This is a genomic window from Amycolatopsis sp. YIM 10, assembly GCF_009429145.1.
GTDB lineage: Bacteria > Actinomycetota > Actinomycetes > Mycobacteriales > Pseudonocardiaceae > Amycolatopsis.
This window is the reverse complement of record NZ_CP045480.1, coordinates 6,621,992-6,638,656: the sequence shown is the minus strand read 5'-3', so window position 1 is coordinate 6,638,656 and position 16,665 is coordinate 6,621,992. Positions and strand designations below refer to the sequence as shown.

The following is a 16,665-nucleotide window of genomic DNA, read 5'->3' as shown; positions in this document are numbered from 1 at the left end:
CACATGTTGCAACGGGCGTTGCGCATATTGCGTGGCATAGGTGTAGCATCCGGGTCGCGACTGGTCAACGGCGAGAAAACGCGGGGAGTCGGGTTTGTCCAACCTGCCGGAAGTGCTCTGCATCGGCGAGTCGATGGCGCTTTTTGTCCCTGGTGAAGCCGGGCCACCGCACCGCGTGCGGACCTGGCAGCGCACGATCGGCGGCGCGGAGTCCAATGTGGCCTGTCACCTCGCCGGCCTCGGCCTGCGCAGCCGCTGGGCCAGCGCCGTCGGCGACGATCCGTTCGGGCGCGCGCTGCTCGAGGAGATCGCGGCCGCGGGAGTGGACGTCGGCGGCGCCGTCGTCGACCCGGCGCGGCCGACCGGGTTGTACGTCAAGGAGAGCAGCTCCGGCGGCAGTCCGGTGCGCTACTACCGGACCGGCTCGGCGGCCTCGGCGATGAGCCCGGACCTGTTGCGTGGTCTCGACCTGGGCGCGGTGGGCGTGATCCACCTGAGCGGGATCACTCCGGCGCTGTCCGCCACCTGCGCCGACCTCGTCCGTGAGGTGCTCGCCCTGCCGCGGGCCGGTACGCGCGTTTCGTTCGACCTGAACTTCCGCCCGGTGCTGTGGTCCGATCGCGACCCCGCCGCCGAGCTGACCGAACTCGCCCGGCAGGCCGACATCGTGCTCGCGGGCGACGACGAGGCCGAAATCGTCTGGGGGAGCGGTGATCCCGGCGTGCTGCGCAAGCGCCTGCCGGAACCGGAGACGCTGGTGATCAAGCACGGCGCACGTGGCGCCACCCTGCTCGAAGGCGACCGGGAGCCGGTGTTCGCGCCCGCGCTGAAGGTCGACGTGGTCGAGCCGGTCGGGGCGGGCGACGCCTTCGCGGCCGGTTTCCTCGCCGCGACGCTGCGCGGGGAGGACCCGCTGACCCGCCTGCGCTCCGGCCACCTCCAGGCGGCCTCTACGCTGCGCACGCACGACGATGTGGGGCCGCCGCTGCCACCGGACGTGGTCGCCGGGCTGCTCGCCGCCGACGAGCGGACCTGGGCGGCGAGCAGGCTGACGGACGAGGGAGTGGTGCGCGCATGAGCCAGAGCCTGGACCGGGCGCTCACCGTGCTTTCCGGGCTGGCGAAGGAACACAAGACCCTCGACCAGCTCGCCGAAGAGGTCGGCGTGCACAAGTCGACCGTGCTGCGGTTGCTGCGCACGCTCGAACAGCACCACTTCGTCCGCCGCGACGGCACGCGGTACTACCGGCTCGGCACCGCGTTGTTCGACCTGGCGAACCAAGCGCTGGAAGGCTACGACGTCCGCCGCGCCGCGCAGCCCGCGTTGTCCGCGCTCAACGCGCGCACCGGGCACACCGTGCACCTCGCCAGCTACGACGACGGCGAAGTGGTCTACATCGACAAGTACGAGGGACGCCATTCGGTCCGGATGTACTCGCGCGTCGGCAAACGCGCGCCGCTGCACTGCACCGCGGTCGGCAAGGTGCTGGTCGCCTCCTTCGGCAAGGACCGGCGGCATGAGGTGGCTCACCGCATCGACTACGTGCGGATGACCGCGAATACGATTTCCTCGGCGGCCGGGTACCTGGCCGAACTGGAGCAGATCGAGCGCCGCGGGTACGCGGTGGACAACGCCGAGCACGAGGACTTCATCCACTGCATCGCCGCGCCGGTGCGCGGGGCGGGCGGCGAGGTGCTGGCCGCGGCCAGCCTTTCGGTGCCCAAGGTGCTGCTGGACTACGAGGGACTGCTCGCGCTGGTACCGGACCTGGTCGCGGCCGCCGAGGATGCGTCCATCCACAGTGGATGGACGGAAGCTAGGAACACGGAAGGATGAGGCACATGGGCAAGGTCGCGATCAGCACGGAGAACGCCCCCACACCGGTGGCGAACTTCGCGCAGGCCGTTCGGAAGGGGAACATCCTGCAGCTGGCCGGCCAGGTCGCCTTCGAACCCGGGACGAACAAGATCGTCGGGGATTCGGTCGGCGAGCAGACCCGGCAGACGTTCAAGAACCTCACCGCCGTGCTGGAGGCGGCCGGGGCGAGCTGGGACGACGTGGTGATGACGCGGGCGTACCTGACCGACACCGCGCACTTCGCCGAGTTCAACGAGGTCTACAACGAACTGATCGGCGAGCCCGCCTTCCCGGCGCGCACCACCGTCTACGTGGGCCTGCCCGCCGGCCTGCTGGTCGAGATCGACCTGCTCGCCGTCATCGGCGACTGACTCGCGGCGGTCAGGGAAGGTCGCTGTACGCGCTGAGGGCCGGCTGCCCGCCCAGGTGCGCGTACAGCACCTTCGAATCCCGCGGGATTTCCCCGCGCGAGACCAGATCGATCAGGCCCGCCATCGACTTGCCCTCGTACACCGGGTCGGTGATCATCCCCTCCAGCCGTCCCGCCGTGCGCATGGCGTCCACAGTGGACTCGTCCGGCACGCCGTAGATCCCCGCGTGGTACCGCTCGTCGAGGATCACCTCGTCCGGCTCGCGCGGGGCGTCGATCAACGAAGCGGTCGCCTTCGCGATCCGGTCCACCTGCGCCCGGGTTTCGGCCGGCTTGGCCGAGGCGTCGATGCCGATGATCCGGCGCGGCCGGTCACTCAGCGCGGCGCCGGCGATCATGCCCGCCTGCGTGCTGCCGGTGACCGAGCAGACCACGATCGTGTCGAAGTACACGCCCAGTTCCCGTTCCTGCGCCTCGACTTCACGCATCCAGTTCGCGAAGCCGAGCCCGCCGAGCCGGTGGTCGGACGCGCCGGCCGGGATGGCGTACGGCTTGCCGCCGCCCGCCTCGATCTCGGCGATCGCCCGCTCCCAGCTCTCCTTGAACCCGATGCCGAACCCGGCCTCGACCAGCCGGACGTCGGCGCCCATCAGCCGGGAGAGCTGGATGTTGCCGACCCGGTCGTAGCCGGGGTCCTTCCAGTCCACCCAGCTTTCCTGCACCAGCACGGCTTTCAGCCCGGTGCGGGCGGCGGCCGCGGCCACCTGCCTGGTGTGGTTCGACTGCACGCCGCCGATCGAGAGCAGCGTGTCCGCGCCGGATGCGAGTGCGTCGGCGACCAGGTACTCCAGCTTGCGGGTCTTGTTGCCCCCGTACGCGAGCCCGGAGTTGACGTCCTCGCGCTTGGCCCAGATCTCGGCACCGCCGAGGTGTGCGGTGAGCCGGTCGAGCCGGTGCACCGGCGACGGGCCGAACAGCAGCGGGTGGCGGGGGAAGGAGTCGAGGGACATCAGGTTTCCTCTCCGGCGGCCATCAGGTCGCCGAGTTCGGCCCAGATGCGGCCGGTGATCCGGATGGCTTCGCCGGTTTCACCCGCCGCGAGGGCGTCGATGAGCTGTTCGTGCCGCCGGACCGAGCGGTGCGCGGGCAGGCTGGCGAACCGCGCGCGCTCGAGGCGGCGCAGCAGGGAGGTGTAGCGGTCGAGCGTCTCGGCGACCGCGCGGTTGCCGCAGGCCTCGACCGGTACGTCGTGGAACTCGTCGTCCGCTTCGATCGCCGCGTCGACGTCGCGGGCCTCGATGGCGGCGGCGAACCTGGCGTTGGCCGCGCGCATCCGGTCCAGGTCTCCGGGCTTGAGGCGGGCCGTGCGCACGGCGAACTCGTGCAGCGCCCTGGTCAGGCCGAGCGCGTCGCGCACGTCATCGCTCTCCAGTGGCGCGACCCTGGTGAAGCTCTGCGGCTTCGACTCGACCAGGCCTTCGGTGGTCAGCCTGGTCAGCGCCTGCCGCACCGGCGCGCGGGAAAGGCCCAGTTCCGCGGCCAGGTCGTGCTCGCGCAACTGCTGGCCGGGGGCCAGGTCCCCGGTGATGATCGCGCGCCGCAGGAGTTCGTACGCCTCGTCCCGCAGCAACACGCGCCGAACGGGCTTCAGGTTGCTCACATCTAACATGTTAGCTGTCGGAGCAGGGGACCACCAGGGTCCCGCCGGGGTGTGACTCAGTGCACGGGGCCGGTGTACTTCTCGCCGGGACCCTGGCCTGGCGCGTCCGGCACCGCCGAGGACTCGCGGAACGCCTTCTGCAGTGACTGGAGCCCGTCGCGCAGCGGGCCGGCGTGCGCGCCGAGGTACTCCGCCGACGACGTGACCAGCCCGGCCAGTGCGGTGATCAACCGCCTTGCCTCGTCGAGGTCGCGCCGGGGACTGGTGTCCGGGTCCTCGTCGGCGAGGCCGAGGCGTTCGGCGCCGGCCGACATCAGCATCACGGCGGCGCGGCTGATCACCTCTACACTGGGAATGGTCTCTAGCTCGCGGATGCCGTCGGCGTCCGTTCCGGGGGAATTCTGAGGCTGGTGTCCAGCGTTGTCCGACACGTCTGGTACCCTTCCACGAGCGACCAGCCCCCGAGTGATCGGGGGCGGCAAGTGGAGCCCCGCTCCCACCCGCGTCGCCGCTCGAGGCGGCCGGGTCCGGTCTCGCGAAACGGTACGGCCTTCACCGGTCGTAGCCGTCGCGAAGGCAGCCGACCACGTGTCGGCGGCCGATCGGATGAGGGCCCCGCGGCCGCACGAAGGTGCGGAAGCCGGGGCCTTTGGTATGTGGGCACCAGGTCGAACGAGCAGAGAAGAACATTACTCGGACCAAGGAGGCCCCATCAGCTCCGAGACGCGCATCAACGAGCGCATCCGCGTTCCCGAGGTCCGGCTGGTCGGACCCAACGGGGAGCAGGTCGGCATCGTCCGCATAGAGGACGCACTCCGGCTCGCCCAGGAAGCGGACCTGGACCTCGTCGAGGTCGCCCCGCAGGCACGACCGCCGGTCGCCAAGCTCATGGACTTCGGCAAGTTCAAGTACGAGAGCGCCCAGAAGGCCCGCGAGTCGCGCCGCAACCAGCAGCTGACCGTCATCAAAGAGCAGAAGCTGCGCCCGAAGATCGACCAGCACGACTACGAGACGAAGAAGGGCCACGTGTCCCGCTTCCTCGCGGCTGGTAACAAGGTCAAGGTCACGATCATGTTCCGTGGCCGGGAGCAGTCCAGGCCGGAGCTCGGCTTCCGCCTGCTGCAGAAGCTGGCCGACGACGTCCAGGAGCTCGGCTTCGTGGAGTCCTCGCCCAAGCAGGACGGTCGCAACATGATCATGGTGCTGGCGCCGCACAAGAACGTGAAGCCGCCGAAGGCGAAAGCCAAGGAAGCCGAAGCCGAAGCCGCGGATTCCTGACCTCGCCCCACGGGCCGGCACAGTCAGCAGCACACCGATGACTCGGTGTGCTGCCGCACGAAAGAGGATGAAAATGCCCAAGAACAAGACGCACAGCGGGACGTCCAAGCGAGTCCGCGTCACCGGCACCGGCAAGATCCGCCGCCAGAAGGCCGGCCGCCGTCACCTGATGGAGAAGAAGGCCAGCAAGGTGACCCGCCGCCTCGAAGGCACCACCGAGCTGGCCAAGGCCGACGTCAGCCGCGTCAAGCGCCTTCTCGGCCGCTGACCGCACTTGCTCTGAACACCCCCGGGGCGTGATTCGCCCCCCGAGATCGACAGGATGGACCCGTGGCACGCGTCAAGCGGGCGGTGAACGCCAAGAAGAAGCGTCGCACAACTCTCGAACTGGCCAGCGGTTACCGGGGCCAGCGCTCCCGGCTCTACCGCAAGGCGAAGGAGCAGACGCTTCACTCCCTGAACTACGCCTACCGGGACCGCCGTGCCCGCAAGGGTGACTTCCGCCAGCTGTGGATCACCCGCATCAACGCGGCCGCCCGGGCCAACGGCGTGACCTACAACCGGTTCATCCAGGGCCTCAAGGCCGCCGGTGTCGAGGTCGACCGCAAGATCCTCGCGGACCTCGCGGTGAACGACGCCGCCGCCTTCACGGCGCTGGCCGAGCTGGCCAAGCAGAACGTGACGACCGGCGAAGAGAAGAAGTCGGCCTGAGCACCACCGGCGTGAACCAGCGACCCGGGGACGGTCTGCCCGCTTTGTCGGGCCACAAGACCCCCCGGGTCGTTGCTGCGCGCAGGCTCACTTCGCGGTCCGGTCGCACCGAGGCCGGCCGTTTCCTCGCCGAGGGGGCGCAGGCGGTGCGCGAAGCACTCGCGCACGGGACCGTGCACGAGTTGTTCGTCACCGAAGCCGCCTCGGCCAAGCATCCCGAGCTGGTCGCCCAGGCCGCCGATGCCGGTGCGCGGATCTCCGCGATCACCCAGCGCGCGGCCGAGATGCTCTCGGAAACCGTGTCCCCGCAAGGGCTCGTCGCGGTCTGTGAGCTGGTCGACGTACCGCTCGCCGACGCGTTGTCCGGCGCGCCGCGCCTGGTCGCCGTGCTCGCGGGCATCGCCGATCCCGGCAACGCCGGCACCGTGCTGCGGGTGGCCGACGCCGCCGGCGCGGACGCGGTGATCTTCGCCGGTGACACGGTCGACCCGCACAACGGCAAGTGCGTGCGTGCCTCCACCGGCAGCCTGTTCCACCTCCCGGTCTCACGCGAGCGGGACGTGGCCACCGCGATCGAGGCCTGCCGCGCCGCCGGGCTCCGGGTGTTCGCCGCCGACGGGTACGCCGACGCGGGCCTGGAGTCCGCCGACGACCTCGCCGAGCCGTCCGCCTGGGTGCTCGGCAACGAGGCGCACGGCCTGCCCGCCGAGGTGCTCGCGCTCGCCGATCGCGGCATCCGGGTGCCGATCTACGGCAAGGCCGAAAGCCTCAATCTGGCCACCGCCGCCAGTTTGTGCCTCTACGCCAGCGCGATGGCCGCGCACCGCTGAACAGCGCTCCTTGTTGATCTTTCAAGAAATCAGCTCCGAGCAGGGGTTCCTCGTCGGAGTGATTCGCCGGTCACCTAGACTCTGCGGCTGAATGTGCACGTGCGCCCGCGAACCCGTCCCGAGTGGACGCCGAGGAGCTATGTCCGAAGCCAACGACAGCCAGGAGCCGGCCACCGCCGACGCGCTGGCCCCGGAAACCCTGCAGGCCGCCGTCAAGTCCGCGGACACGGACTTCGCCGCGGCCGCGGACCTCGACGCCCTCGCCGCGAGCAAGCCGGCGCACCTGGGTGACAACTCCCCGCTGATGCTCGCCCGACGGCAGATCGGCGGCCTGGCCAAGCAGGAGAAGGCCGAGGCCGGCAAGCGGGTCAACGAGGCCCGCCAGGCCATCCAGGGCGCCTTCGACGCGCGCCGCGCCGCGCTGCAGGTCGAGCGGGACGAGCGCGTGCTGCGCGAAGAGACCGTCGACGTGACGCTGCCGTGGGAGAAGGTGCCCGCGGGCGCCCGGCACCCGATGACCACGCTCGCCGAGCGGGTGGCCGACGTTTTTGTCGGCATGGGCTACGAGGTCGCCGAGGGCCCCGAGCTGGAAGCCGAGTGGTTCAACTTCGACGCGCTGAACTTCGGCAAGGACCACCCCGCGCGCCAGATGCAGGACACCTTCTACGTCGGCCAGGAGGACTCCGGCCTGGTGCTGCGCACGCACACCTCGCCGGTGCAGGCCAGGACGCTGCTGCGCCGCGACCTGCCGGTCTACGTGGTCTGCCCCGGCCGCACCTACCGCACCGACGAGCTGGACTCCACCCACACCCCGGTGTTCCACCAGGTCGAGGGCCTCGCGGTGGACAAGGGCATCACCATGGCCCACCTCAAGGGCACGCTGGACGCCTTCGCGCGCGCCATGTTCGGCGAGCGCTCGAAGACCAGGCTGCGCCCGCACTTCTTCCCGTTCACCGAGCCGTCGGCCGAGGTGGACGTGTGGTTCGAGGAGAAGAAGGGCGGCCCCGGCTGGGTCGAGTGGGGCGGCTGCGGCATGGTCAATCCCAACGTGCTGCGGGCTTGCGGGGTCGATCCCGAGGTCTACTCCGGCTTCGCTTTCGGCATGGGCCTGGAGCGCACCCTGCAGTTCCGCAACGGCATCCCGGACATGCGCGACATGGTCGAGGGCGACGTCCGGTTCACCCTTCCCTTCGGAACGGAGGCGTAGTGCGAGTTCCCGTCAGCTGGCTGACCGAGCACGTCGAACTCGGTGAGGCCGTCGGGCCGCAGGAGCTGGTCGACGCCTTCGTCCGGATCGGCATCGAGGTCGACGGCGTGCACTCGCTCGACGCGGTCACCGGTCCGCTGGTGATCGGCCGTGTGGTCGAGATCGAAGAGCTCACCGAGTTCAAGAAGCCGATCCGGTTCTGCCGGGTCGAGGTGGGCGAGGAGCACGCGCCGGAGGAGGACGGGGCCGGGGAACCGGACCCGTCCGCGATCAAGACGCGCGGCATCATCTGCGGCGCCACGAACTTCGCCGAGGGCGACCTGGTGGTGGTCGCGCTGCCGGGTGCGGTGCTGCCCGGCGGGTTCGCCATCGGCTCGCGCAAGACCTACGGCCGGATCAGCGACGGCATGATCTGCTCGGCCCGCGAACTGGGCCTCGGCGACGACCACTCCGGCATCCTGGTGCTGCCGCCCGGAACCGCCGGTCCCGGTGACGACGCCCGCGCGGTGGTCGGCCTCGACGACACCGTGCTGGAGCTGGCGCCGACCCCGGACCGCGGTTACGCGCTGTCGATCCGCGGCTTGGCCCGCGAACTGTCGAACGCCTTCGACGCGCCGTTCGGCGACCCCGGGCTCAGCGAGGTCCCGGTGGCCGAGGGCGAGGCCTGGCCGGTCCGCATCGAGGACCCGGAGGGCTGCCCGCGCTACGTGCTGCGCCGGGTCACCGGGCTGGACGCCTCCGCGCCGACGCCGTGGTGGCTGCGACGGCGGCTGATGCTGGCCGGGATGCGGTCGATCTCGCTGGCGGTGGACGTGACGAACTACGTCATGCTGGAGCTGGGCCACCCGCTGCACGCCTTCGACACCACCGCGATCCAGGGCGAGCTGGTCATCCGCCGGGCGAAGCCGGGCGAGAAGCTGACCACGCTGGACGACGCCGAACGCGAGCTCGACGGGGACGACATCGTCATCGCCGACGACTCCGGGGTGATCTCGCTGGCGGGCACCATGGGTGGCGCGAGCACGGAGATCACGCCCGAGAGCACCGACGTGCTGCTCGAGGCCGCGCACTGGGACCCGCCGTCGATCAGCCGGACCTCCCGGCGGCACAAGCTGTTCTCCGAGGCCGCCAAGCGGTTCGAGCGGTTCACCGACCCGATGCTGCCGCCGGTGGCGGTGGAGCTGGCCGCGCGGCTGCTGCGCCAGTACGGCGACGGCCGCATCCAGCCGGGTCGCACCGACGCCGGTCAGGTGCACCCGAACGCCGAGATCACCATGCCGATCAACCTGCCGGACCAGGTGGCCGGGGTGCGCTACGACCGCGGGGTCACCGCGCGCAGGCTCGCCCAGATCGGCTGCAAGGTCGGCATCGCCACTTCCGACGACGGCGCCGCGCTGGTCACCGCCGTGCCGCCGAGCTGGCGCGGCGACCTGGTGCAGCCCGCCGACCTGGTCGAGGAGGTGCTCCGGCTCGAGGGCTACGACAGCATTCCGTCGGAGCTGCCGACCGCGCCCGCCGGCGCCGGGCTGACCGAGGCCCAGCGCCGTCGCCGCACGGTTTCGCGTTCGCTCGCCGCGGCGGGCTACGTCGAGGTGCTGCCCTTCCCGTTCGTGGCCAAGTCCGTCTGGGACGCCTTCGGGCTGCCCGAGGACGACGTGCGCCGCCGCGCGCTGAAGGTGCTCAACCCGCTGGAGTCCGAAAAGGACGAACTGGCCACCTCGCTGCTGCCCGGTCTGCTGGAAACCTTGCAGCGCAACGTTTCCCGCGGGTTCCGCGACGTCGGCCTCTACCAGATCAGCCAGGTCGTGCTGCCGCCGGAGCAGCCGGTCGCGATGCCCGAGCTGGGTGTCCGGCAGCGCCCGGCCGACGAGGAACTGGCCGCGCTGGAGGCCGCCGTGCCCGCGCAGCCGGTGCACGTCGCCGTGGTGCTCACCGGGCACCGCGAGCGTCCGGGCTGGTGGGGCAAGGGCGAGGAGGCCTCGTGGGCGGACGCCGTGCAGGCGGCCCGCACCGTCGCCGCCGCGGCCGGCGTCGAGCTGGAGCCGCGGGCGGCGGATCTGCTGCCATGGCACCCCGGCCGCTGCGCCCGGCTGTTCGTCGGCGACTGGCCGATCGGGCACGCCGGTGAGCTGCACCCGAAGGTGATCGAAGCGCTCGGCCTGCCCAAGCGCACCGTGGCGATGGAGCTGGACCTCGACGCGATCCCGCTGCACGAGCGCCGCCCGGCGCCCGCGGTCTCGCCGTACCCGCCGGTGCTGCAGGACGTGGCACTCGTCGTCGACGGCTCGGTGCCCTCGGCCGAGCTGGCCGAGACCCTGCGCGCTGGTGGCGGCGAACTGCTCGAGGATGTCGCGCTGTTCGACGTCTACTCCGGTGAGCAGGTCGGCGAGGGCAAGCGCTCGCTCGCCTTCAAGCTGCGGTTCCGCGCTGCGGACCGCACGCTCAAGGTCGAAGAGGCCACCGCCGCCCGCGACGCCGCGGTGGCGGCCGCCGCCGACCGCTTCGGGGCCACCCTGCGCGCCTGAGTGTTCAGTTCTTCAGGTGTTTGAGCGCCTCCCTCCGTGACAGCGGGGAGAGGCCGCCGTGGTTCTCGGCGAAGGCCAGTACCCAGTCCGGGTCGGTCTTCGCCAGTTCCCGCAGGGCCCAGCCGATCGCCTTGCGCAGGAAGAAGTCCGGCTCGGCGATACTGGCTTCGATGGCCAGGGCGAGCAGCTCGGTGTCGGTGCCGGACTTCGCCCCGATCTGGCAGATGATCGAGGTGCGGCGGCGCCACTGGTCCTCGTCCTCGGCCCACTTCAGCATGATCGGCTTCAGCACGCCGGGATCGGCTCGCAGCAGCGGGCCGACCCGGCGGATGGCCACCTCGTCCACGTAGTCCCACCACGCCCCGGTGACGATCAGCTCCTCGTACAGTTCGAGCAGCCCTGGTGACTGCCAGCCCCGGTAGGCGCCGTGCCCGGTCAGGTCGATCGCCAGGTAGCGCTCCTCGCGGTAGGCCGCCTCGCGCCACAGCTGGAGTACGGCCGCGGTGAACTCCGCGACATCGGCCAGCGGGTGCGCGCGGAACACCCGGTTCGCCAGCTTCCGCCGGGCCGGGCTGGGCACCCCGCGGAACGGCATCGCCGACTTCATGTACCGCTGCATCTGCGGTGCCTTCTCCGCGTCGGCCAGCTCGGCGAGCCCGGCCCTGGCGGCCGCCACCAGTTCTGCGCGCATCACCCGTCCTTCCCTCGGCCGCCCACCATAAGCACCCCACCCGACAGTTTCCCGCCACCGCACCCAGCGACCACCCGATCACCGCCGGTGTTCGCAAGCTGTCGGACCCCGTGGCTAGCGTCCCGGCGCATGACAGTTTCCGAACAGCACCGGACCGAGATCCGGACCGAAACCGCTACCTACACCGTCGAAGCCACGTCGATGCCGGAGGCACGCGTGGCGGTGGACGTCAGTGCCGTCGGGTCGCAGGGTGAGCCCGTCGCCGAGGGCCGCATCGAGCTCGACGCCGCGGCCGCGACCACGCTGGCCACCGTGCTCACCAGGGCACTGCGCTCGGCGGGCGCACTCGGGCGCTCGGGTGCGCGAAGCTCAGGCCCGCGCCCGGCGCGCCAGGGACAGCCTTGGTCGGGCACCCTCGACGCCGACCTGGAACGCCGCTGGCTGGCGGGGGAGTCGGTGGAAGTGATCGCCGAGGCCTTCGGCCGCAGCCCGGGCAGCATCCGGGCCCGCCTGCCGCGAGTCGGTTGCGATCCGGAGGCCCCCGGTGCCTACCTCCCCGACCCACCGAGCCGACGGGAGGTCACCGCCATGAGCCCGTAGCCACTCCGGCCGGGCCGGGTGTCGGTTGCCCGGAGGTGTCCGACCCTGCTCACCGAGAAGTCGGATCCACTGGAGGTGCCGGTGATCGTTCCCGGGCGTTCGCGAAGGCCGCGAGCCCCACGAGGCGATCACCGCCTCCTCTGGCCGCGGCCCGGCCGGGCCCGCACCGGGCAGCTGCCGGATGCCTCGGAGGTGCCCGACCCTGCTTCTCCGGATACCCCGGGCCCGCAGGAGGTGGTGGCGATGAGCCCCGGCGTTCGCGCGCGTGTACCCGGGTCGCAGGGGTCCTTGGGGCGTTCGCGAAGGTCGCGATCCGCCACGAGGCGATCACTGCCACCTTCGGCCGCGGGTCTGGGCCGCACCCAGTAGCTGCCGGGTGCTCCCGGAAGTGCCCGAGCCTGCTCGCCGGATACCCGGGTCGGCCGGGGCCGGCGGTGATGAGTCCGGGGCGTCCGCGAAGGCCGCGGGCAACCACAAGGCGATCACCGCCGCCTCCGGGCCGCGGTCCCGGCAACCGCGGCCAATCGCCTGATCGCCTGTCCCGCCGAATTTTCCGAGATCATGAGAGGAGGCCGCGCCTGGTGAAGATCACCATCGCCCGACCCCGGTTTGTTTAGAATTGCGTCGGCGTGCATAATCATGCGTATGACGGTGAAGGCGGCGGTGGCCGGCGCCAGCGGGTACGCGGGGGGCGAACTCCTGCGCCTGCTGCTGGTCCATCCGGAGATCGAGATCGGTGCGCTGACCGCGGCGAGCAGCGCGGGGGACCGGCTGGGCAAGCACCAGCCGCACCTCGTGCCGCTCGCCGACCGGGTGCTCACCGAAACCACGGCAGACACGCTGGCCGGGCACGACGTGGTGTTCCTCGCCCTGCCCCACGGGCATTCCGGCGAGATCGCCGCGCGCCTCGGTGAGGAGGTGCTGGTGGTCGACCTCGGGGCCGACCACCGGCTGCGCGACGCCTCGGACTGGCAGCGCTGGTACGGCGGCGAGCACGCGGGCACCTGGCCATACGGCCTGCCCGAACTGCCCGGCGCCAGGGAGAAGCTGTACGGCACCAAGCGGATCGCGGTGCCCGGCTGCTTCCCGACCGGTGGTTCGCTGGCGCTCGCGCCCGCGTTCGCCGCGGGGCTGGTCGAGCCGGAGGCACACTTCGTCTCGGTGACCGGCACCTCGGGCGCGGGCAAGAGCCTCAAGCCGCACCTGCTCGGTTCCGAGGTGATGGGCTCGGCCAGCGCGTACGGCGTCGGCGGGGCGCACCGGCACACGCCGGAGTTCGCGCAGAACCTCGGCCTGGTGGCGGGCGAACGGGTGACCGTCTCGTTCACCCCGGTGCTGGCGCCGATGCCGCGCGGCATCCTGACCACCGCGAGCGCGCCACTGCGATCCGACACTGAAATCGACGCGATCCGGGCCGAGTACGAAAAGGCCTACCACGACGAGCCGTTCGTGCACCTGCTGCCTGAGGGCAGCTGGCCGAGCACCGCCGCGGTGCTGGGCTCGAACGCGGTGCAGCTGCAGGTGACCGTGGACGCCGACGCCCGGCGCCTGGTGGTCATCGCGGCACTGGACAACCTGACCAAGGGCACCGCCGGGGGCGCCGTGCAGTCGGCGAACCTGGCACTGGGCTTCGACGAGACCACCGGACTTTCCACCGTGGGAGTAGCACCATGACGATCACCGCTCCGCAGGGCTTCCGAGCCGCCGGGGTGACCGCGGGCCTCAAGGCCAGCGGCAAGCCCGACGTCGCCCTCGTGGTCAACGAGGGCCCGTCCGACGTGGCCGCGGCCGTGTTCACCACGAACCGCTGCAAGGCCAATCCGGTGCTGTGGAGCGAGCGCGTGCTCGACGACGGCCGCGCCCGCGCGGTCGTGCTGAACTCCGGCGGCGCCAACTGCTACACCGGCCCGGAGGGCTTCCAGAACACGCACAGCGCCGCCGAGCAGGTCGCCGCTCGGCTGGACCTCGGTGCCATCGAGGTCGTCGTCTGCTCGACCGGCCTGATCGGCGAGCAGCTGCAGGCGGACAAGCTGCGCACCGGGATCGACGCGGCGGTCGACGCGCTGTCGGCCGACGGCGGGCCCTCCGCGGCCGAGGCCATCATGACCACCGACACCCGCGCCAAGGAGGCCGTGCGCCAGGGCAACGGCTTCACCATCGGCGGCATCGCCAAGGGCGCGGGCATGCTCGCCCCGGCGCTGGCCACCATGCTCGTGGTGCTCACCACCGACGCCGACGTGGACCAGGCCACCGCGGACGCCGCGCTGCGCGAAGCCACGCGGCTCACCTTCGACCGGCTCGACTCCGACGGCTGCATGTCCACCAACGACACGGTGGTCCTGCTGTGCAGCGGTTCCTCCGGGGTGAAGCCGGGCCCGAACGAGTTCGGCGAACTGCTCCGCGACCTCTGCCACGACCTGGCCCAGCAGCTGCTCGGCGACGCCGAGGGCGCCGACCACGACATCGCCATCGAGGTGGTGAACGCGGCCACCGAGCAGGACGCGGTGGACGTGGGCCGGGCCATCGCGCGCAGCAACCTGTTCAAGACCGCGGTCTTCGGCAAGGACCCCAACTGGGGCCGCATTCTCGCCTCGGTCGGCACCACCGAGGCGGTGTTCGAGCCGGACCGGCTGGACGTGGCGTTCAACGGCGTCTGGGTGTGCCGCAACGGCGAACCGGGTGAACCCCGCGACAAGGTCGACCTGAACCCGCGCGAGGTGAACGTGACCGTCGACCTCAAGGCGGGCCTGGCCGCGGCCACCATCTGGACGAACGACCTCACGCACGCCTACGTGCACGAGAACTCGGCGTACTCGACATGACCCCGTCCGAATCGGTGATCAGCGCCGACGAGCGCCTGGCCACCGCCGCGGAGAAGGCGGGCGTGCTGGTCGAGGCCCTGCCGTGGTTGCAGCGCTTCCACGGCGCCACCGTCGTGGTCAAGTACGGCGGCAACGCGATGATCGACGACGAGCTCAAGCGCGCCTTCGCCGAGGACATGGTGTTCCTGCGCCTGGCCGGGCTGCGCCCGGTGGTGGTGCACGGCGGCGGCCCGCAGATCAGCTCGATGCTCGGGCGCCTCGGCATCGAGGGCGAGTTCAAGGGCGGCCTGCGGGTGACCACCCCGGAGACCATGGACATCGTGCGCATGGTGCTGGTCGGCCAGGTCAGCCGCGAGCTGGTCGGGCTGATCAACGCGCACGGCCCGTACGCCGTCGGCATTTCCGGTGAGGATGCGCGCCTGTTCACCGCGGAGCGCAAGCAGGCCACGGTGAACGGCGAGGCGGTGGACATCGGCCTGGTCGGCGAGGTGGCCTCGGTCAACCCGGACGCGGTGCTCGACATCGTCAACGCGGGCCGCATCCCGGTGGTCTCCACCGTCGCCCCGGACGTCGACGGCGTGGTGCACAACGTCAACGCCGACACCGCGGCCGGCGCGCTCGCCGCCGCGCTCGGCGCCGAGAAGCTGGTGGTGCTCACCGACGTCGAGGGCCTCTACGCGAACTGGCCCGACCGGTCCTCCCTGGTGGACCGGATCCGGGTGGACCGGCTGGAGCAGCTGCTGCCCGGACTGGCCAGCGGCATGATCCCGAAGATGGAGGCCTGCGTCCGCGCGATTCGCGGCGGGGTCCGGCGCGCGCACGTGATCGACGGCCGCATCGCGCATTCGGTGCTGCTGGAAGTGTTCACCAGTCAGGGGATCGGCACCATGGTACTGCGGGAAGGAGAGCCGGAATGACCCCGATCAAGTCCAATGAGGACGGTCAGGCGCGCTGGCGCTCCGCGCTGATGGACAACTACGGCACGCCGAAGCTCACGCTGGTGCGCGGCGAGGGTGCCACGGTGTGGGACGCCGACGGGAAGTCCTATGTGGACCTTCTCGGCGGGATCGCGGTGAACGCGCTGGGGCACGCGCACCCGGCGGTGGTCGAGGCGGTCAGCGAGCAGGTCAGGCTGCTCGGCCACACCTCGAACCTCTACGTCAACCCGGTCACCGTGGAACTGGCCGAGGCCCTGCTCGACGTGGCCGGCCTGCGTGGCGACGGCAAGGTGCTGTTCGTGAACTCGGGCGCGGAGGCCAACGAGGCCGCGCTCAAGATGACCAGGCGCACCGGCCGCACCAAGGTGATCGCCTGCGAGGGCGCCTTCCACGGCCGGACCATGGGCGCGCTCTCGCTCACCGGGCAGCCGGCGAAGAAGGACCCGTTCGCGCCGCTGGTGCCGGGCGTCGAGCACATCCCGTTCGGGGACGTCGAGGCGTTGCGCGCCGCGGTGGACACCGAAACCGCCGCCGTTTTCCTCGAACCGATCCTCGGCGAGGGCGGCGTGGTGCCCGCTCCGGACGGCTATCTGCGCGCGGCACGGGAGATCACCCGTGAAGCGGGCGCGCTGCTGGTGCTCGACGAGGTGCAGACCGGCATCGGCCGGACCGGCGCCTGGTTCGCCCACCAGCACGACGGCATCGTGCCGGACGTGATCACCCTGGCCAAGGGCCTCGGCGGCGGCCTGCCGCTCGGCGCGGTGATCGGCGTCGGCGCGGCGGCCGACCTGTTCGGCCCCGGCCACCACGGCACCACCTTCGGCGGCAACCCGGTGGCCTGCGCGGCCGGGCTGGCGGTGCTGCGCACCATCGCCGCCGAGGGACTGAACGAGCACGTCGCCGCGCTCGGCAAGGACATCGCCGCCGGCGTGGACCAGCTCGGCCACCCATTGGTGACCGGTGTACGCGGGTACGGCCTGCTGCTGGGCATCACGCTGGCCGAACCGGTGTCGGGCGCGGTCGCCCAGGCCGCCCAGGACGCCGGTTACCTGGTCAACCCCATCCAGCCCGACACCGTCCGGCTGGCACCCCCACTGACCCTGAGCGCGGAGGAGGCGGCCGGTTTCCTGGCCGCGCTGCCCGCCGCGCTCGGCACCACCACCCAGGACTGAACGC

General features: G+C 71.4%; 18 protein-coding genes. 14 read left to right on the top strand and 4 right to left on the bottom strand.

Translation table 11 applies throughout. The annotated features are described in order from the left end of the window. Positions 1-133: 133 nt before the first annotated feature. Genes YIM_RS31340 through YIM_RS31330 form a run of 3 tightly spaced genes read left to right on the top strand, consistent with a single transcriptional unit; the run spans position 134 to position 2,228 of the window. Positions 134-1,078 (top strand): sugar kinase, encoded by a 945-nt coding sequence (locus YIM_RS31340; RefSeq protein ID WP_370469033.1) that lies wholly within the window; start codon positions 134-136, stop codon positions 1,076-1,078. Continuing rightward, entirely contained in the window at positions 1,075-1,836 is a 762-nt protein-coding gene (locus YIM_RS31335; protein ID WP_153033751.1) for an IclR family transcriptional regulator, read from the top strand. The genes YIM_RS31340 and YIM_RS31335 overlap by 4 nt, the downstream gene beginning before the upstream one ends. 5 nt (positions 1,837-1,841) lie before the next feature. Continuing rightward, a complete protein-coding gene (locus tag YIM_RS31330) occupies positions 1,842-2,228 on the top strand; it encodes a RidA family protein (protein WP_153033750.1) in 387 nt (128 codons plus the stop codon). A gap of 10 nt (positions 2,229-2,238) precedes the next feature. On the opposite strand, the gene YIM_RS31325 is transcribed toward YIM_RS31330, so the two are convergent. Genes YIM_RS31325 through YIM_RS31315 form a run of 3 tightly spaced genes read right to left on the bottom strand, consistent with a single transcriptional unit; the run spans position 2,239 to position 4,318 of the window. Beyond that, positions 2,239-3,237 (bottom strand): 1-aminocyclopropane-1-carboxylate deaminase, encoded by a 999-nt coding sequence (locus YIM_RS31325; protein ID WP_153033749.1) that lies wholly within the window; start codon positions 3,235-3,237, stop codon positions 2,239-2,241. Beyond that, positions 3,237-3,887, bottom strand: coding sequence for a GntR family transcriptional regulator (locus YIM_RS31320; protein WP_370468900.1), 651 nt, complete (start codon positions 3,885-3,887; stop codon positions 3,237-3,239). Before YIM_RS31320 ends, YIM_RS31325 begins: the two co-directional genes overlap by 1 nt. Before the next feature lie 56 nt (positions 3,888-3,943). Then, the gene (locus YIM_RS31315; protein WP_153033748.1) at positions 3,944-4,318 is read right to left on the bottom strand and encodes a DUF1844 domain-containing protein; all 375 of its coding nucleotides are present in this window, start codon (positions 4,316-4,318) and stop codon (positions 3,944-3,946) included. A gap of 223 nt (positions 4,319-4,541) precedes the next feature. Between YIM_RS31315 and infC the strand changes: the two genes are divergently transcribed. The 6 genes from infC (at position 4,542) to pheT (ending at position 10,438) form a co-directional block, all read left to right on the top strand. Then, complete coding sequence (infC, locus tag YIM_RS31310) at positions 4,542-5,165, top strand: translation initiation factor IF-3 (RefSeq protein ID WP_153037363.1); 624 nt, start codon at positions 4,542-4,544, stop codon at positions 5,163-5,165. 73 nt (positions 5,166-5,238) lie between these two features. Then, positions 5,239-5,433, top strand: coding sequence for a 50S ribosomal protein L35 (gene rpmI / locus YIM_RS31305; RefSeq protein ID WP_113692815.1), 195 nt, complete (start codon positions 5,239-5,241; stop codon positions 5,431-5,433). Between the two features lie 62 nt (positions 5,434-5,495). Beyond that, positions 5,496-5,876 (top strand): 50S ribosomal protein L20, encoded by a 381-nt coding sequence (rplT, locus tag YIM_RS31300; RefSeq protein ID WP_153033747.1) that lies wholly within the window; start codon positions 5,496-5,498, stop codon positions 5,874-5,876. 11 nt (positions 5,877-5,887) lie between these two features. Beyond that, entirely contained in the window at positions 5,888-6,706 is an 819-nt protein-coding gene (locus YIM_RS31295; RefSeq protein WP_370468899.1) for a TrmH family RNA methyltransferase, read from the top strand. 139 nt (positions 6,707-6,845) lie between these two features. Further along, positions 6,846-7,913, top strand: a complete 1,068-nt coding sequence (gene pheS, locus YIM_RS31290) for a phenylalanine--tRNA ligase subunit alpha (RefSeq protein WP_153033746.1) — start codon at positions 6,846-6,848, stop codon at positions 7,911-7,913. Next, complete coding sequence (gene pheT, locus YIM_RS31285) at positions 7,913-10,438, top strand: phenylalanine--tRNA ligase subunit beta (RefSeq protein ID WP_153033745.1); 2,526 nt, start codon at positions 7,913-7,915, stop codon at positions 10,436-10,438. Before pheS ends, pheT begins: the two co-directional genes overlap by 1 nt. Positions 10,439-10,442: 4 nt before the next feature. Here the strand turns inward: pheT and YIM_RS31280 are convergent, their stop codons facing one another. Continuing rightward, a complete protein-coding gene (locus YIM_RS31280) occupies positions 10,443-11,129 on the bottom strand; it encodes a DNA alkylation repair protein (RefSeq protein WP_153033744.1) in 687 nt (228 codons plus the stop codon). 129 nt (positions 11,130-11,258) lie between these two features. On the opposite strand from YIM_RS31280, the gene YIM_RS31275 reads away from it, so the two are divergent. The 5 genes from YIM_RS31275 to YIM_RS31255 all read left to right on the top strand — a co-directional run bounded on the left by YIM_RS31275 (position 11,259) and on the right by YIM_RS31255 (position 16,661). Next, positions 11,259-11,729 carry a helix-turn-helix domain containing protein gene (locus tag YIM_RS31275; protein ID WP_153033743.1) on the top strand — a complete coding sequence of 157 codons (471 nt, stop codon included), beginning with the start codon at positions 11,259-11,261 and terminating at the stop codon, positions 11,727-11,729. Between the two features lie 645 nt (positions 11,730-12,374). Continuing rightward, the gene (argC, locus tag YIM_RS31270; RefSeq protein WP_153033742.1) at positions 12,375-13,403 is read left to right on the top strand and encodes an N-acetyl-gamma-glutamyl-phosphate reductase; all 1,029 of its coding nucleotides are present in this window, start codon (positions 12,375-12,377) and stop codon (positions 13,401-13,403) included. Then, a complete protein-coding gene (gene argJ / locus YIM_RS31265) occupies positions 13,400-14,551 on the top strand; it encodes a bifunctional glutamate N-acetyltransferase/amino-acid acetyltransferase ArgJ (RefSeq protein ID WP_153033741.1) in 1,152 nt (383 codons plus the stop codon). The genes argC and argJ overlap by 4 nt, the downstream gene beginning before the upstream one ends. Beyond that, positions 14,548-15,468, top strand: coding sequence for an acetylglutamate kinase (gene argB / locus YIM_RS31260; RefSeq protein WP_153033740.1), 921 nt, complete (start codon positions 14,548-14,550; stop codon positions 15,466-15,468). Before argJ ends, argB begins: the two co-directional genes overlap by 4 nt. Further along, positions 15,465-16,661 (top strand): acetylornithine transaminase, encoded by a 1,197-nt coding sequence (locus YIM_RS31255; protein ID WP_153033739.1) that lies wholly within the window; start codon positions 15,465-15,467, stop codon positions 16,659-16,661. Before argB ends, YIM_RS31255 begins: the two co-directional genes overlap by 4 nt. The last annotated feature ends 4 nt before the right edge of the window (positions 16,662-16,665 follow it).

Bases quoted from the DNA above. Each gene is read 5' to 3' on its own strand.
- YIM_RS31340 (WP_370469033.1), top strand. From the start codon at position 134: ATGGCGCTTTTTGTCCCTGGTGAAGCCGGGCCACCGCACCGCGTGCGG.
- YIM_RS31335 (WP_153033751.1), top strand. From the start codon at position 1,075: ATGAGCCAGAGCCTGGACCGGGCGCTCACCGTGCTTTCCGGGCTGGCG.
- YIM_RS31330 (WP_153033750.1), top strand. From the start codon at position 1,842: ATGGGCAAGGTCGCGATCAGCACGGAGAACGCCCCCACACCGGTGGCG.
- YIM_RS31325 (WP_153033749.1), bottom strand. From the start codon at position 3,237: ATGTCCCTCGACTCCTTCCCCCGCCACCCGCTGCTGTTCGGCCCGTCG.
- infC (WP_153037363.1), top strand. From the start codon at position 4,542: ATGTGGGCACCAGGTCGAACGAGCAGAGAAGAACATTACTCGGACCAA.
- rpmI (WP_113692815.1), top strand. From the start codon at position 5,239: ATGCCCAAGAACAAGACGCACAGCGGGACGTCCAAGCGAGTCCGCGTC.
- pheS (WP_153033746.1), top strand. From the start codon at position 6,846: ATGTCCGAAGCCAACGACAGCCAGGAGCCGGCCACCGCCGACGCGCTG.
- YIM_RS31280 (WP_153033744.1), bottom strand. From the start codon at position 11,129: ATGCGCGCAGAACTGGTGGCGGCCGCCAGGGCCGGGCTCGCCGAGCTG.
- YIM_RS31275 (WP_153033743.1), top strand. From the start codon at position 11,259: ATGACAGTTTCCGAACAGCACCGGACCGAGATCCGGACCGAAACCGCT.
- argC (WP_153033742.1), top strand. From the start codon at position 12,375: ATGACGGTGAAGGCGGCGGTGGCCGGCGCCAGCGGGTACGCGGGGGGC.
- argJ (WP_153033741.1), top strand. From the start codon at position 13,400: ATGACGATCACCGCTCCGCAGGGCTTCCGAGCCGCCGGGGTGACCGCG.
- argB (WP_153033740.1), top strand. From the start codon at position 14,548: ATGACCCCGTCCGAATCGGTGATCAGCGCCGACGAGCGCCTGGCCACC.
- YIM_RS31255 (WP_153033739.1), top strand. From the start codon at position 15,465: ATGACCCCGATCAAGTCCAATGAGGACGGTCAGGCGCGCTGGCGCTCC.